This window comes from Paenibacillus faecis, assembly GCF_008084145.1.
GTDB classification, from domain to species: Bacteria; Bacillota; Bacilli; order Paenibacillales; family Paenibacillaceae; genus Fontibacillus; species Fontibacillus faecis.
In genome coordinates this window covers 200275-215321 of the sequence record NZ_VSDO01000005.1, presented here as the reverse complement: position 1 = coordinate 215321, position 15047 = coordinate 200275, and the positions used below count along the sequence as shown (strand labels likewise).

At 49.2% G+C, this 15047-nt stretch carries 14 protein-coding genes, 2 pseudogenes and 1 riboswitch; of the genes and pseudogenes, 6 read left to right on the top strand and 10 right to left on the bottom strand.

Features of this window, described 5'->3' with window-relative positions:
- The first annotated feature begins 27 nt into the window (after positions 1–27).
- The 3 genes and pseudogenes from FRY98_RS22645 to FRY98_RS22635 form a co-directional block, all read left to right on the top strand.
- Positions 28–1090 (top strand): annotated as a pseudogene (locus tag FRY98_RS22645) (NAD(P)-binding domain-containing protein).
- A 225-nt stretch (positions 1091–1315) separates the two neighbouring features.
- Entirely contained in the window at positions 1316–2110 is a 795-nt protein-coding gene (locus FRY98_RS22640) for an arsenite methyltransferase (RefSeq protein ID WP_110843133.1), read from the top strand.
- Positions 2111–2305: 195 nt separating this feature from the next.
- Positions 2306–2590 (top strand): annotated as a pseudogene (locus FRY98_RS22635) (multicopper oxidase domain-containing protein); the annotation flags it as partial.
- A gap of 152 nt (positions 2591–2742) precedes the next feature.
- On the opposite strand, the gene FRY98_RS28690 reads toward FRY98_RS22635, so the two are convergent.
- The 10 genes from FRY98_RS28690 to FRY98_RS22585 all read right to left on the bottom strand — a co-directional run bounded on the left by FRY98_RS28690 (position 2743) and on the right by FRY98_RS22585 (position 10792).
- Positions 2743–4737 carry a C40 family peptidase gene (locus FRY98_RS28690; RefSeq protein ID WP_211373348.1) on the bottom strand — a complete coding sequence of 665 codons (1995 nt, stop codon included), beginning with the start codon at positions 4735–4737 and terminating at the stop codon, positions 2743–2745.
- A gap of 32 nt (positions 4738–4769) precedes the next feature.
- Positions 4770–5177, bottom strand: a complete 408-nt coding sequence (locus FRY98_RS22625; RefSeq protein WP_110843132.1) for a DUF6075 family protein — start codon at positions 5175–5177, stop codon at positions 4770–4772.
- A gap of 118 nt (positions 5178–5295) precedes the next feature.
- Positions 5296–5715 carry an RNA polymerase sigma factor gene (locus tag FRY98_RS22620; RefSeq protein ID WP_110843131.1) on the bottom strand — a complete coding sequence of 140 codons (420 nt, stop codon included), beginning with the start codon at positions 5713–5715 and terminating at the stop codon, positions 5296–5298.
- A 600-nt stretch (positions 5716–6315) separates the two neighbouring features.
- Positions 6316–6876: a hypothetical protein gene (locus FRY98_RS22615; RefSeq protein ID WP_127486803.1), complete on the bottom strand. Its 561-nt coding sequence runs from the start codon at positions 6874–6876 to the stop codon at positions 6316–6318.
- 225 nt (positions 6877–7101) lie between these two features.
- Positions 7102–7815 (bottom strand): response regulator, encoded by a 714-nt coding sequence (locus tag FRY98_RS22610; RefSeq protein WP_127486801.1) that lies wholly within the window; start codon positions 7813–7815, stop codon positions 7102–7104.
- 85 nt (positions 7816–7900) lie between these two features.
- Positions 7901–7986: riboswitch (cyclic di-GMP riboswitch) on the bottom strand.
- A gap of 168 nt (positions 7987–8154) precedes the next feature.
- A complete protein-coding gene (locus FRY98_RS29520; protein ID WP_407669440.1) occupies positions 8155–8457 on the bottom strand; it encodes an S-layer homology domain-containing protein in 303 nt (100 codons plus the stop codon).
- A 39-nt stretch (positions 8458–8496) separates the two neighbouring features.
- Complete coding sequence (locus tag FRY98_RS22600; protein ID WP_158289675.1) at positions 8497–8805, bottom strand: sensor histidine kinase; 309 nt, start codon at positions 8803–8805, stop codon at positions 8497–8499.
- Positions 8806–9155: 350 nt separating this feature from the next.
- The gene (locus tag FRY98_RS22595; RefSeq protein ID WP_127486797.1) at positions 9156–9500 is read right to left on the bottom strand and encodes a sensor histidine kinase; all 345 of its coding nucleotides are present in this window, start codon (positions 9498–9500) and stop codon (positions 9156–9158) included.
- Positions 9481–10170: a sensor histidine kinase gene (locus FRY98_RS22590; RefSeq protein WP_148456414.1), complete on the bottom strand. Its 690-nt coding sequence runs from the start codon at positions 10168–10170 to the stop codon at positions 9481–9483. The genes FRY98_RS22595 and FRY98_RS22590 overlap by 20 nt, the downstream gene beginning before the upstream one ends.
- 262 nt (positions 10171–10432) lie before the next feature.
- Entirely contained in the window at positions 10433–10792 is a 360-nt protein-coding gene (locus tag FRY98_RS22585) for an AfsR/SARP family transcriptional regulator (RefSeq protein ID WP_127486793.1), read from the bottom strand.
- A 376-nt stretch (positions 10793–11168) separates the two neighbouring features.
- Between FRY98_RS22585 and FRY98_RS22580 the strand changes: the two genes are divergently transcribed.
- From FRY98_RS22580 to FRY98_RS22570, 3 genes are read left to right on the top strand one after another with little or no spacing between them, the layout of a single operon-like run.
- Positions 11169–12257 (top strand): GerAB/ArcD/ProY family transporter, encoded by a 1089-nt coding sequence (locus FRY98_RS22580; RefSeq protein ID WP_249043506.1) that lies wholly within the window; start codon positions 11169–11171, stop codon positions 12255–12257.
- A 6-nt stretch (positions 12258–12263) separates the two neighbouring features.
- Positions 12264–13823: a spore germination protein gene (locus FRY98_RS22575; protein ID WP_148456412.1), complete on the top strand. Its 1560-nt coding sequence runs from the start codon at positions 12264–12266 to the stop codon at positions 13821–13823.
- Positions 13820–14974, top strand: a complete 1155-nt coding sequence (locus FRY98_RS22570) for a Ger(x)C family spore germination protein (protein WP_148456410.1) — start codon at positions 13820–13822, stop codon at positions 14972–14974. The genes FRY98_RS22575 and FRY98_RS22570 overlap by 4 nt, the downstream gene beginning before the upstream one ends.
- Positions 14975–15047 lie beyond the last annotated feature (73 nt).

Sequence of the window (15047 nt, the reverse complement as noted above, 5' to 3'; positions counted from 1 at the left end):
TTGCAAATATTCTAAGGAGGACTTGGAATGTCAGCGATTTTCGATGGAATAGTTATCGGGGGTGGGCAAGCCGGTCTTGCTTCCGGATATTACTTGAAGAAGAATGGGCTGCAATTTGTGATCCTGGAAGCAAGCGAACAGGCAACCGGTTCTTGGCCACACTATTACGATAGTCTAAAGCTGTTTTCGCCAGCTCGGTTATCCTCATTGCCAGGCATGAAGATACCCGGAGCTGCGACCCATTACCCGTTGCGAAACGAGGTGATTCAGTATCTAAAGGCGTATGACCAACGTTTTGACTTGCCGATCCGGACGAATCAGAAGGTTGTTGCCGTGGAGAAAACCGACAACTGCTTTTCGATCCGAACGGCTGCAGGAGACGTCATCTGACGAGAACGATCATCAATGCGACCGGTTCCTTTCATAATCCCTATACGCCGAACATAAACGGAAAGGAAGTCTTTCAAGGAGAAGTCCTTCACTCTTCCGCGTACCGCAATCCGGATCGTTACCGTGGGCAACGAGTGGTCGTCGTCGGGCGCGGAAATTCTGCGGTTCAAATTGCAATAGAGCTTGCCGACAGCAGCCATACATTGCTCGCCGTTCTTCGGCCCGTTCAGCTTACGAAAACAAAAGTATTGGGAATAGATCTTCATTTTTGGATCAGAGCTGTCGGCTTAGATACCTTTCCATTCTGGCGATTTGGCAAAAAGCCTCCAAGTCCGAGTTCCGTTGCCGATTTGGACGATTACCGAGCAAGACTAGAGGCTGGGAAGCCGGACCAACGGCCGATGTTTACCTCGTTTTATTCCGATGGCGTCGTTTGGACAGACGGAACGAAAGAACCGGTAGCAACCGTCATTTTTGCAACCGGGTATCGCCCCGATCTGTCTTACCTTCACCCTCTCGGGGCGCTGGATGCCGAAGGGAAACCGCTACAGACCGCCGAAATCAGTCTTTCTGTTCCGGGACTGTATTATGTCGGCTTGGAAGGACAGCGTTCCTTTGCTTCCGCCACATTAAGGGGGTGGGGCGGGACGCGAAATACGTTGTTCGCAAACTACGACGTTTTGTGAAAAATGACTTGTAGGGAGGCAAGTTCCCATGAACTTGAATTGGTTTGCCACGGAATACCTTATGAAACAGGAGCAGCGTGAAATAGAGCGCTCGGCACGGGAAGCTTGGAAATGGCAAAATCCCACGGAGTTATCGAGCCGGTTCCTTTGGAGACGGCAACTCACGATTGCAAACACAGCAGCTTGTTGCACCCCTAGCTACTGCTGATTTGATAAAAAAGTTGAAGGAGAGAAGATTCATGAATCAAATAACGAACGATCAAATTCGCCAAAATGTACGCAGCCGGTATAAAGAAATCGCCTTACAAAAAGTGGAGTCGGGTTCGTGCTGTTCGCCAGCTTCAAGCTGCCGCGGATCGGCCGATGACGTTTCTTCGCAGTTGGGCTATTCATCCGAAGAATTAACCGCTGTTCCTGACGGTGCAAACCTTGGTCTTGGTTGCGGCAATCCGCAAGCCATCGCGGAGCTTAAACCGGGAGAAGTAGTATTGGACCTCGGCAGCGGCGGCGGTTTCGATTGTTTTTTGGCGTCCCGACAAGTAGGGGAAACCGGCCATGTGATTGGGGTCGATATGACGCCGGAAATGGTAAGTCGCGCCCGCAATAACGCCGTCAAAGGAGGATTCACGAACACCGATTTTCGGCTAGGGGAAATCGAGCATTTGCCTGTTCCCGATCAAACGATGGATGTCATCATTTCCAACTGCGTCATCAATCTTTCTCCGGATAAACAGCAAGTGTTTCATGAAGCGTTCCGCGTTTTGCGCCCCGGTGGTCGTCTGGCCGTTTCCGATGTCGTGATGACGGCAGAGCTTCCGGCGGAAATCAAAAACGACTTGGATGTTTTTTATTCGGGGTGCATATCGGGGGCCTCGTCCGTTGACGAGCTGAAAACGATGCTAACGCAAAGTGGATTTAAGGATGTGGTGGTCGAACCGAAAGAGGAATCGAGGGCGTTTATTAAAGATTGGGTTCCTGGGTCGAAGGTGGAAGATTACCTTGCCTCTGCCGTTATAAAAGGAGTTAAACCATAACCCAATCGGCACAGCAGATCATAAGTAAAGCAAAGCAGTTCTATCGTTGTTTGGATAGGACTGCTTTTATTCGGTTAGCTCGCCATTGCCTCGCATGTCATTACACAGGAGAAGAAGGCTTCGGCACACCGCATACATATTACAAATGACTTTTTTCGTAAATCCAATCAAACTGCTACATAAGAGACGACATCTACTACTGCGGATACCGTTCCGATAAACATCAAATAAGGATATACCGTCAAAGTTCACCGTGTCAATAACTCAATAAGCGACGACCATCCGATGCACCTATACGGGCACTTCTTCCAAGGCCTAAACAAAAACGGGAAACCGCTTGAAGGGTCCTCCGTTATTAAGGATACGGTGAATTTGAAGCCGGGGGAAGAGTACGTTGTTGCATTCGAAGCAGATAATGAAGGGAACTGGATGTTCCATTGTCACGATCTTCATCATGCTTCGTCTGGTATGGTAAGGGAATGAAAATATATAGACTATAGGACTGATTTTGTTGCAGACCCGAATGCAGGAAATAAACCAAATTAATACAAAAATGAGCGTTCACTCGTAACCCGGCCATTTTGTCACATCCGCTCCGTTGCACCATTTTTTAAAGTTGGTTCTTGCTTTCGCTATTTTTCTGCCGACAGGGAGGAATTTTGTTGTGAAGAATCAGAAAGACTCGGCCTTCCAAACAACACTTGCTTATCCGAATCAAACAAGTCCCGAAACACCACCTGCCCGCGACTTGAGGAAGCATCTACAACTTTGCCATCACCCGCATAAATCCCAACGTGAGTAATATCCATAAATCTACCATTACGCTCGTAGCTCCAAAACACAAGGTCACCCGGAACCAAGTCGGCCGCGCCTACTGTAAGGCCATTCTCCACGCAAAATCTGGCCTGCTCAGCTGCGGTTCGCAGCAAGCTAATACCTAGCTGACGATAAACCCATTGGACGAGATAGCTGCAATCCGTATAATTACCCTGCCCGGCCTTCGGTTGGCTGTAAGGATCGCCTAGACGAGTCAGCGCCAATTTGACGGCTTCACTGCCCAGTTCGCCTTTGGGCAAATGCTGTTGAACCAAATCAAGCTGCTCCGGCGTCAAACCAATATCCGCACCTTTTCCAAGTATTGCATACATGAGCGGGCGGAACTCCTCGGACAGCATTTCCTTCATTAATTCCATCTGTTCATTTGTAAAGCGATATATATCTGCCTGTTGCTCCGCAGTTTGGCTAGTGACGGTAATATGCAAAATGCGCTCATATCGGGTAATCGTTTCTTCGCTGGTGCTCCCGTCCTCATGTTCTACCGTAACCGTTTCCTTATGTTCTATCGTTTCAACACGAGATTCCAGCGAATTCATATCCCAAAACACCGATCGAATGATACCGATTCTTGTTGCATCAAGCGTAGCCACATCCATTCCGTTTTCCGCATCTGTGACGGTCTTCACGGCAAAGACGACGATAATGTCCATCCAGTTATCAATTCTAGTGTTGTCCGCGCTGCCGGGATAATGATATTCCACCCGGTCTACATGGCCAGCGGATCGCTGCATATCTGCAATTCGGGCGGCGAATTCATCGTCTATTTCCTGAACGATTCGGGTAAGCGGCTTTACATCGGCATCCGTATTTTCACCAGACACAAAGATACCGAACGGAGAGGAAATGACAGCGGCTACCGCCATGATAATGCACAAAACTACAATTACCGAACCGCTGAATCCCAGAAGCGCCGTCAATCCCTTGACAAGCAAGGCAGTGGCTCTTACAAGCAATTTAACGATAAGGCGATTCAATCTCGCGGCTGCACGCGCGGTTTGAATGGACCGGCGAGCTGATATCGCCATATGCGCAGCCCGATGAGCTTCCTTGACAGCATCCATTCTCCCTTCAGTTGAAGCATCCGAATAATCGTTAGCGTGATCTAGCCGATGCCCATTTTTTATAAATGGCGCTAACGTCTTGAAATTTCGCGCTTTCCGTTTGATCGTATGACCTGATTGTTTCATTATAGTAGACGGGACTCGGGTTAACGGTTTCACGCGTCCATTTGCTGAATGAGATACCGCGGCGGAGAATGATTCCTTCTTCCCGACCGGTTTTAGAGGGCCGATATCCCGTTTTTGCATCCAGTCAGGATAGCTGCCTGTTCGAGAACGATGCAGAAGCCGGGCATTGACCCGGCTCCGTATAAATCGTTGTTTTCCTGAATGCGAGCCAGAAGACAAGATGTATTTTCCATCAACCGGCTTTCGCAGACGTATCCTACGGGCAAGTCGCGGTGTACGCGAAATCGATGACTCCGTATGAACATCAATCGGACTCTGACTTGTGACAGAATCACCGTCTGGAAACGGCTTCCTTTTTAGAATGTGCCGGATCAATCTCTTGTTGATACGCACACTCATCCCCATTTGGGCACGTATTGTTTTTTTCGTAGCCGCTGCGGAATGGCGCTGAGCAAATTCAACTGGAGACTGGGAAGTCGTCTTGTCATGATCAACTTGCCGCTTGGCATGAGCGCTTGAACGCTTTACACGATGCAACACGTTTGGGAATCTTTCCAAACGTTTAATGTCCTTCACAACATTCCTCGTTTTAATCTCCTTCATCGTTCCATTCAACTCCCAATGTCGGCAGACATTCAGCGGTTTTGTTCGGCCAGCCGTTTGATCGTTCTCTCGTTACTTTGGCAATAATCAGGGTAACGAAGACGAATCGCTTCAAAAAAATAGGGGGCATAGCTGCAATCGAATAATTCGTGGGGAGTGGAGTAACGTTCGTCGCCTGCTTCGGTCCAGCCGTTCCATAAATTAAAGGCGAGCCGACACACTCGGATGGTACCGCCGGTTTGCCATGGGGCCGAAAGACCTTCGGGCTTAATGCCGCCATTAGAGAAATCATATAAATCGCGGATATGACTTCTGGTTTCTCGGGAAATGCCCAATGTATAGAACAGTGCCCGGTGGTAGCCATCGCTGCATTTCTCTGCATCCAACATCTGAACGTAAAATCTCTCGTGTTCATCATCTCGAAACCAAATCGGATGCATCGTCACATACCCCTTTCATGGAGAATTCAGCGGCTGGTTGCAACCAGCCGCTGTCTGAACATGGTCCTCTATATAACCGTTCATTTTGGCAGGAAAATCGGACCCTCCGACGAATCGATTACATGTTTTTGAGCAAGTATTCCATTTTTTTCAAGCCTCGTTGGATCGATTTACGAACCGCCCGCTCATCGACATGCTCGGCTCTGGCAATATCGACTTTGCTCATACCCAAAAAATAATGGGCATAAATCCGTCTGGCTGATTTCACCGGCAATTGACACATAGCTTCATAGAGTTGCTGCCGTGAAAGCTTGCGCTCGTAAACCTCCTCCGGTGAAATCGAGAGAAATAAAACATGCTGCTCAATCCCGTCGTTGCGATCCAGCGAATAATAGGCCCTATGACGATACGTCCGCAGTCTGTAAGCGCTCTCTTTTAAGTCAAAGCGACGGATTTCATCGGCAACCTCTTCATCTACATCAACCCATACATCCGACCTGAAAAAAGGATACATATCTCGCAAATTCATCTTCTTCATTCAAGTCCCTCCATTTTGGTTTAATGGCAAACCAAAACAGAGGGGGGGGAGCGACAGCCAACGCTCCCCGACAAGCAGGAAGCACAACAAAAAAGACCCACCCGCAGAGAGCGCCAACGCGCGATTGCGACCAGGCCAATTGGATTACATTCTTGCCGATTAATTCGCCGTTTGCAGTTAAGAGCAATAGGGATACATTACCTTCACCCTCTTTCTCACCTGGCAACACCGAGTGAGAAATTAGGCGGGCTATGATGTATGGTGCTGCCCTAAGCTTGGTTCAGCTCCTTGGCAACCGGGATTTAGCCGACGACCGCATTGACACAATAAAAAAAGCGCCGTAATCCTTTCCGCTGGGTAGCAGGGAAAGAATCGACGCTTGATAAAGAGTGACCACAGAGTTTTCTTGTTGCTACCGCTGCACTGTCTGTCCACGCTATCATCATAACACGAAATCTGTGCATATCGTGTGCATACTTCGTGCAAAAAAAGGCACATCCGGTGCAGCGTTCGGTGCATGTTCGATGCAATTCCGGCACTCCAATCCTCAAAATTGAATTACTGGGACAGATCTATGCGCAACGAATCTTCTGAATTCATTCAATCTGCTTGAGAAGACTCCAAATCCAGCAAAACCGTCCGATCTTTGATTTTCATGTAGATTTTGCGTAAAATTCGCTTCCGATGATAGAAGTATGCGCGGCGGGAAAGTGCCAGGCGGCTCATGGCTTCTGAGGACGCCAGATTATCAAAATATCTCAACCGAACAAATAAGCCCTCTTCCGAGGTGAGCGCCGTGAGAGCGTAGTCGATCAGACCGATTCTGGATAGCAACAATGGGATTTCATGTTCAGTGATCTGTATGCGTCGAATGACCGTTCGCAATACCGTTTCCTGTTTTCTGCTGCTATGAGCCGCAACCATATCCAGGGTGCGCGTCAATTCTGGGATGTAAGTGAGTTCGGATTGAACATACTTCAATCTCGCTTTCCAGTCCTTATAGGACTTTAGCCATGATTCAACTTTCTCGTAGGGAATGGAGACCGGGTCCGCGACATCACAAATCCCTCCTTGCTGTGCATGCTTTCTTAACGTTTTCCGCCAGTTTCGGCAGTCAATCGACTTCGTTGTACTTTGTTCACTCTCCATTTCTATCGTCATCTTCCCTTCTTTTCTAGTTTGGCATAAGTTGACAAGGTACTATTTTCACAACCTTCGTTCCGCTTTTTACGACTCTCACCTCCGGTAAATTCCTCCTAATAATATCCATCTGCACCTACCATTTTACCTATAAAGCGCTTAAATATGGAGGGTGATTTTTTCATCACGCTATCAATTCATAAAGTGTCGAATGAACGCAAAATGACTCGAATCGAGTACGAATCGCTAACACATGATTCGATCATGCCGATCGTACAAGCCTCTTCGTTTTGCTTTTTCCGCCGCTTCATGAATGGAGCAAGCGTTGAATTTTCGAATGATGTTACGAACGTGCGATTTCATGGTGTTCGCTGTGACGCCTAATAACTCTCTGATCACCGGCTGTCTATAGCCCCAACCGATCAACTGCAAGATCTCTTTTTCAGTGGGCGTCAGCATTCGATGTAATTCTTTTCGCTTATCCAGCCCAATTTCATTACGGATAATGGATGCAACATCGGCATGAAGAGAAGGTTGCCCCCGATACGCTTCCCTTACGGCATTTACGACATCAGCATAGTTTATCTTGGTAATATAATTGATCGCCCCGGCTAGCACAGCTTCCACAATGATTTCAGGCTCGTAGAGGGAGGTCAAGATAATGATTGGCATTGATTTCATTTTCAGAACTTCGGAAATTGTATGGAGTCCATCCTGTTGCGATGAATGAAGTATCAGATCAAGAATCATCACGTCTAAATCCAATTGCACACTCGCTCGAATGGCCGATTCCTTGTTTGTTGCAATATGAAATATATTCATATCCGGCTCTGCATTGATAAGCCCCGCCATCCGTTGTTGCCAAATGGGGTCGCTGTCCACCAGCAATACTTGGATCTTGCCTTCTTTCCAACGCACGACTTCATCAACTTCTACGGCATAACTTGCACGCTCCTCCATCTTTTCATCACCTCATTGATTGTTCTGGAAAAACAAAAAAGACACGTACCCTCGGAAGGCCGTGCCTTTTCCTGACAGCATTAGAGAGGGTAACCCGGCGATCATTGCAAGCATGCGGAAGACCCGTGGCTTTGCGTCCCAGTCTTTCGAACTGGTTTGCCTTTTTCCTGTTGGAACTTGTCGTCATTCGTTATACTGCCCCATGTCCGTTGTTGTCTTTTTCATCACCACTAAGCATAATCCGGAAGCTCGCAAGGCTACGAAAGAAGATGCCTCGGGGCATCTCCTTTACATCTCGGTCGTCTTTGAAACACCCGTAACCGCTTCGTTCCTGTAACCTTAGCAGCATGGATACCGCTTCCACCCGAGTGGCCGTAATGTCCGGAACGAATTTGCTGCCGTTCGGCCGTCAATAATACCTAGTTTGCGGATCGTTTCCACCGAGCCTTTTGCCCACCTCGGAATGTTTTCGTCATCAGCAAAGCCCGTTGTTGTATGCGAATTAAGTGAGACTTTCAGCGTTTTTGCGATCATCGATATCATCTCCGCTCGGGTGATCTGAGCATCCGGTCGGAAGCTGCCGTCCTCGTACCCGCTGACGATTCCCGCTTTTACAGCGAGAGCAACCGCCTGCTTGGCCAGTCACCGATCTTCGTCTGATCCGTGAAGGTAAGGGTTGCATCAGTTCCCTCCAATCTCAGTGCGTCTGCTAGCATAACCGTACATCCGCAGATCCATGCCGTATTCGTGTCTCAAACGCTTGTTGATGTTCAGCAGGCCGACGCCCTGACGCCTGTCCGATCCGGAAGCCGGCAGTCGACTTAGCTGTTCGCTCTCGATGCCGACACCGCTATCTTCAATCACAAACCAATATTCGCCCTCCGTTTCAAAAGTCGTCAATTTGACCGTTCCGCCTTCTATCCGATTGCCGATCCCGTGCCGAATCGCGTTTTCGACGAGCGGCTGCAGCAGCAGGGGAGGGATGCTCACCCGGTACATCCTCGAATTGTAAGCGATCCTTGAAGCGCGCTTTTTCAATATCGACGTATGTCCGGATCAGGTTGAACTCTTCACGAAAGCGATCCGCTTCTCCATATGGCTTAACCGGAAGCTGCCTCGCAAATAATCGACCAGATCCGCGGTCAATTTTCGCGAACGTTCCGCATCCGTATAACTTGATGCAACGACGTTGTACAAAAAATGCGGGGCTTGATCTGCGAATGCAGAAACGCCACTTCCAGATCGACCGCTGGTATGCTTCCCTTTTTAATTCAGATAATGAGGCGTCACGAAAGCGTACTCCGGTGCTTTGACCGGACGTTCGCTTAACAGGGAAGCTGCTATCGGTTTCCCGCGTTGCCTGCGATCGGCAGGGTGAATGTGAACGTCGTGCCGACGCCTTTCGTCGAAGATACCGTTACGGTTCCCTTTAGCAACTCGACCAGTTGTTTGACGATGGACAGCCCGAGCCCGAAGCCCCGGCGTTCCGCTCGCTCATCAAACAATTGGAACGCTTCGAACAGGTGCGGGATGTGCTGCGCTTCGATTCCTTCCCCCGTATCTTTGACCGAAACTTCAATCATGCTGCGATTCTCCGCCGCTGTGACGACAATGCTCCCGTTCACCGTATGCTTGACCGCGTTGTCCGAGCAGGTTGCCGACGATCTAGCCGAACCGGCTTTCATCGGCAATCGCATAGGGCAAATGTTCGGGGACACGGTTTTCGAGCCGGATGTTGCGGTCCGCGCACAGAAACGAATAGATGCGCACCTGCATCTCGACAGCCGGGCGGACATCGACCGGCATCGAATCGACGGCCAATTCACCTTGCTTCAGCCTGGAAAAATCCAGAATATCGTAAACCAGCTGCGAAAGCCTGCCGGTGATGCTCGTGATTAATTCAAGCTTCTCGCGCTGCTCCGCCGTCGGCGGATGATTGGCGTTGTCAAGCATCGACCTTGCGATATGCATGACGCCGTGCAACGGCGACTTGAACTCATCCGACGTTCTGGCCAGAAACTCGTCTTTCAGCTTGTCCGCTTTCAGCAATTGAACGGAGAGCTCTTCGATTTTCCGGAATGCGTTGGAGAAGCGAAGCGACATGAGCAAAGCCAGCATCAGCAGGTACACGAGCGGTTCGAACGGAGGCACCGAATCAACCGGTACGGCGAAATAGACGTTCAGATTTTGCACCAGCGCAAAGACGTTCAGGGCGATCACGGCGACGGCCAGATACAGGCTCCCCTCCACTTTGCGGGAAGGTGGCGTAGATCGTGACCAGTTGCCTAAACAGATCCGTCGCGAACGGGGGATGAAGCCGATTGCCCAGACCGCCAGAACCGTCCCAAATATCAACCCGATCCGGATCAACCATCAGGAGTAAACCGGACGGAACGCCGTATACACGTACAGGAGAAATCCCATGCCGCGCCAAGCGCCGAAACCATCTGAATGCGAAGATACAGCCAGAACGGAACGGAGCCGAACAGGCTGAACAACACTCTTTCGCCGCGCGTGCTGGTGAACAGGGCGAAAAACATGCACACCAGCCCGAATACGATCAGGGAATAATCGTTTTTCCGTTGGGAGTACTAGCCGACAAAATACAATCACATCATCAGAAAGGCTGTAACGTAATCAAGTCGTGCGTGAGCGCCTTGTCGCGCAGCCCGGAAACTTGCGCGACATACCCCAAATAGATCGATTCGTTGATGCCGCTGCTGGCGGGAAATTCGGACAACATGTCGTCCAGCATCCCCTCGAATGTCGTCACATCGGCAGCCGCCCCGTCCAGCCGGATCGTGAACCCGTTTCCGGCTTTGTCTACGCTTATGGGGACGTCATGCTCCTGCAAGCTTCTCCGCAAGTAGGACAGACAAGTATACAAGTAGCTTTTCGCCTTTTTCACATCGCAACCCGGCCAAATCGACTCAATGATGAGCGCGGTATCCGCGGGCGTCCCTTCGTGATGGATCAAAAAAGCGCAGACTTCTTTTTCTTTGTTCGTTTTCCAGGAAAGCAGCTTGTTTTCGGCATGAGGAAGCCCAATGGAAAAGCCCCCCATACATCGGATCAAAGGACGGACGTTGGCGTCCGGGCGAGCTCGAACCGCGGATAAGGCTGCTAGATGCGCGATACCGATTGTTGCACATTCAATGCAATTTCATGACCACATTACGGACATATTCGACAACAACGGTCCAACTCCTTGCCTTTCGTCGGATTCGCATACTACGAACGTAGTCGTCAGCCTTCATTGCCGTTCATCTGAATTAAAATGCTATTGGTCCATCCATGCACGTTGTTTTAGCAAGGGGGGAATTTGGAAAGCATAAGAAGAGGTTCATCTGAAAGTGGTGACAAGTATCGCATCGGTCAATCAAAAAATTTCGTTGCTGCAAGGATACATGGTGATCCTGATGGCGATAGGCATTCTGAATCACGTGATTATTATCCCGCTTCTGCTGACTGCTTCCAAAAGGGATGCCTGGGTATCCGTTTTAGCCGTATTGGCAGCATCGCCAGTCTGGATCGCCTGTTTATCTTATATTCTCAAAAACATGAACGGGACACCGATCAAAACCTGGATGTATCGTCATTTCGGCAAACTGCCGGCAAACGGTATGCTCGTTTTTTTCACGATTTACATGTTCTTTATGGGCACCATTTCGCTAAAAGACACCATCACATGGACGATTGCCTCCTATTTGCCGCAGACGCCGGCTTTGGCGTTAGTGCTTGCGGGAGTCGGATGCAATCTATTGGCGGCACTTGCCGGTTTGCGCGTGATTGCAATCGTCACCGGCATTTTGCTCCCGGTTGTGATCGTGCTCGGCGATTTTGTGATGACAGCCAACTACAAGTATAAAGATTACAGCCTGCTGTTTCCGGTCTTCGAGTTCGGGTGGGAGCCTGTATGGAAAGGCGCACTATATGCGGCAGGGGGACTTTTGGAACTCATCTGCATTCTTTTTTATCAGGAGCACTTATCCAAACGTCCTCGCTTCGGCACTCTCATGCTGGTGAATGTACTGTTGGCCGGATTGATTCTGGGACCGCTGATGGGTGCCATAGCCGTATTTGGACCTGTTGAGGCGGCAAATCAACGATACCCTGCATATGAGCAGTGGCGCTTGGTTCAACTCGGGCACTATATTTCGCACCTTGATTTCTTCTCCATCTACCAGTGGCTTTCCGGCACATTTGTTCGCGTCTCGCTGGCTCTGTTTATTATGGTTGATATTTGGAAACCGAGCAAGCGATTGCCATGGCTCATTTTATACGGCACGCTGATGATCGTTGCCGTTGTGCTGCCTGTGAGCGATGCACGGTTCCTTGATTCTCTCGGGAGCGTGCTTTTCCCGTCGTCCGTTTACGCTGCTTTGGGCTTGACGGCATTGTTTGTCGCGAAAATCTGGATTTCCAACAGAAAGAGAAGGTGAATCCCCATGCTCAAAAGGTGGTTAAGACCATTTCGTTTCCAAAGACCTGTCGGGGCGGTTGAGGCTTCTTCTCGACCAAGCGCCTCACCTTCCGAACGGCCAGCCGTTGAACTGGCCGATGCTTCCGCTATTTTAAATTTGTTCAATCGTTGCGCCGATGTCAAGCATCATACATACACCTTGAACGCACGGGAGGAACGTTCAACCGTACTGTTCGTCTTCTGCGAAGGGATGAGCGACAGCCAGCATATGATTCATGAGGTGGTACTTCCCCGATTGCATCGTTTTTATGAGTGCTACGGGTTTACGGACGCGGGCATGCTTCAAACAGCGAGCCAACTTCAACTGGAACGTCTGCCGGATGATGATTGGCAACGGAAAGCGACGCAACTTGTTTTTGAAGGCAAATTGCTTATGTATATTCCCGCGCTTCGGCTCATCTGTTCCGTTGATATTGCCAAGCTGCCGGGGAGAAAACCGGAAGAATCCAATGTCGAAGTCTCCGTTCGGGGCGCCAAGGATTGTTTTGTGGAAGAGTTAGCCATCAATGCCGCGCTCATCCGCAAACGGCTTAAATCCCCATCGTTAGCCTATGAGCAAATGGCGCTCGGCGAACGTACGCAAACCCGAATCGGATTGATGTACATGTACGATATTGCCGATCCAAAGGTCATACAGGAGGTGAAGCAGCGCCTGCAAAAGATAACGATCGACGGAGTATTCAGCGCGACGGAACTTGAAGAAATGATCGAACCGACATGGGCGTTATTCCCGCTTATGGCGTATACAGGAAGACCGGACTTTGCCGTCAACTGTTTGACGAACGGGCGATTTGTTTTGCTGGTGGACGGAACGCCGGCGGCGCTCATTGGCCCCGCCAACTTGCTGCTCCTGATCAAAACGCCGGAAGACATCCACTTTACAGCGTTATCCTCAACGTTCGGACAATTATTGAGGCTGTTAGGTTTATTCGTGTCGCTCATGCTTCCGGCATTTTGGCTCTGCCTGCTTTCGTACCACCAGGACCAGCTTCCGTTTTACTTGCTGGCGACGTTGACCGTGAATCGTCTCGGAATCCCTTTATCTGCCGGGCTGGAAATGTTTCTTGCGTTGATTTTTCTTGAAATGTTGCGCGAGGCCGGCGTTCACCTTCCTTCCGCTATCGGTTCGACGCTTACCATAGTAGGCGGCCTAATCTTGGGGGATGCAGCCATTCGGTCCGGAATTTTGTCGCCCGGAATTGTGATAGTTGGCGCAATTACTCATGTATTCGGCGCATCGCTAACCAATCAAGCGTTAGGAGGTACGGTAAGCGTGCTGAGAATTATACTGTATATATTTTCATGCATTTTCGGTTTATACGGTTTTTTTCTCGGCGTATTTTTATTGCTGGTCTTGCTGGCGTCTCTTCAGTCTTTCGGGGTTCCATACCTGGCTCCAATGTCTCCTCCGTTTTTCAGAGACTTGCCGCATGCTTTGTTTCGGTTGCCTTTGGCATGGAAGAGAAAGCGTCCGAAGATGCTTCATCCGATTGATGATACGAACCAGGGAGAACAGTCAAAATGAAAGTCGTGAAATTAACTGGAATTCTGATTGTTCTGCTCGTCATCACGACCGGCTGCTGGAATATGAAGGAACTCCAAAATATCAGTTATGTAACGGCCATCGGGTTCGATTATCATGACGGGAAGTACGTTGTGTATTTGCAACTACTTGATTTCTCCAGCGTCGCCAAGTTGGAAGGCCAGCAAAAATCGAAGGAAGCGCCTGTATGGGTAGGGAAAGGCTCAGGAGCATCGTTTACGGAAGCGGCAAACCATTTATATGAAACGTCGCAACAAAGGGTGTTTTGGGGGCATGTTTCCACGCTCGTATTCAGCGAACGTATTCTGAAACAAAATAAATTTCAGGATGTAATGGATTTGCTGAACCGTTACAGGGAAATCCGCTATTTGGTTTGGGTTTTTAGCACCAAGGAACAGATTGAAGATATCTTCAACACAACTTCTTTTTTCAATGAGTCTCCGATGATGTCCATTTTGCACAGCCCGGAGGAACCGTATCGGCAACGATCGATCATTTCACCGATCAGGTTGTATCAATTTGTCATGACGCTGAAAGAAGATTCGCGTATGAGTTACCTGCCTGCTCTACGGATTGAGAAAAATCAGTGGGAAGTAAGCAGAAAAACGCAACCGTTGTTGGAATATGCAGGAATTACCGTGTTTTGGAACAATCGGTACCATGGAAATTTGGGGCTGGACGATTTGCAAGGATTGCCCTGGATGCATAAAAAGACGGTTCGAGTGCCGCTTTCTCTAGAACGCGGAAAATCGTTAGCGGCTGTTCTGGTCATGGAGAAGCCAAAAGCGCGTATCAAGCCGTCGGTTCAAGATCTTCGCGTTTATTTTGACGTCGAGCTAACGATAAAGGCAGGCATTAACGAGTTGCATCAGGAAATGTCCGAAAAAGAATTGATCGACCTGGCCGAACGAAAGATTGAAGAACAAATTCGCCATACTTACCGGAAAGGCTTTGAGCGAAAGGTCGATGTTTATAATCTCGGCGAGTCGTTGTTTCGACGCTATCCCACGGTATGGCACCGGATTGAAGACGAAAATCATTTTGTGTTGCATGAGGATTCTTTACGAAACATACGAATCCATGTTCAGTTGACGAGTACGGGGAGGTACAAGTTAAAGGCTAGCCAAGCCTAGATGTTGGAAATTCCGATTTTCAAATGATGGATTCGCGGCGCGATTGATACATCCGATCAATCGCGCTTCCACG

Excerpts from the sequence above, each read along its gene's own strand:
- FRY98_RS22620 (WP_110843131.1), bottom strand. The coding sequence starts at position 5,715 with ATGAAGAAGATGAATTTGCGAGATATGTATCCTTTTTTCAGGTCGGAT.
- FRY98_RS22625 (WP_110843132.1), bottom strand. The coding sequence starts at position 5,177 with ATGCATCCGATTTGGTTTCGAGATGATGAACACGAGAGATTTTACGTT.
- FRY98_RS22615 (WP_127486803.1), bottom strand. The coding sequence starts at position 6,876 with ATGACGATAGAAATGGAGAGTGAACAAAGTACAACGAAGTCGATTGAC.
- FRY98_RS28690 (WP_211373348.1), bottom strand. The coding sequence starts at position 4,737 with ATGAAGGAGATTAAAACGAGGAATGTTGTGAAGGACATTAAACGTTTG.
- FRY98_RS22640 (WP_110843133.1), top strand. The coding sequence starts at position 1,316 with ATGAATCAAATAACGAACGATCAAATTCGCCAAAATGTACGCAGCCGG.
- FRY98_RS22570 (WP_148456410.1), top strand. The coding sequence starts at position 13,820 with ATGAAAGTCGTGAAATTAACTGGAATTCTGATTGTTCTGCTCGTCATC.
- FRY98_RS22610 (WP_127486801.1), bottom strand. The coding sequence starts at position 7,815 with ATGGAGGAGCGTGCAAGTTATGCCGTAGAAGTTGATGAAGTCGTGCGT.
- FRY98_RS22575 (WP_148456412.1), top strand. The coding sequence starts at position 12,264 with ATGCTCAAAAGGTGGTTAAGACCATTTCGTTTCCAAAGACCTGTCGGG.
- FRY98_RS22595 (WP_127486797.1), bottom strand. The coding sequence starts at position 9,500 with ATGAAAGCCGGTTCGGCTAGATCGTCGGCAACCTGCTCGGACAACGCG.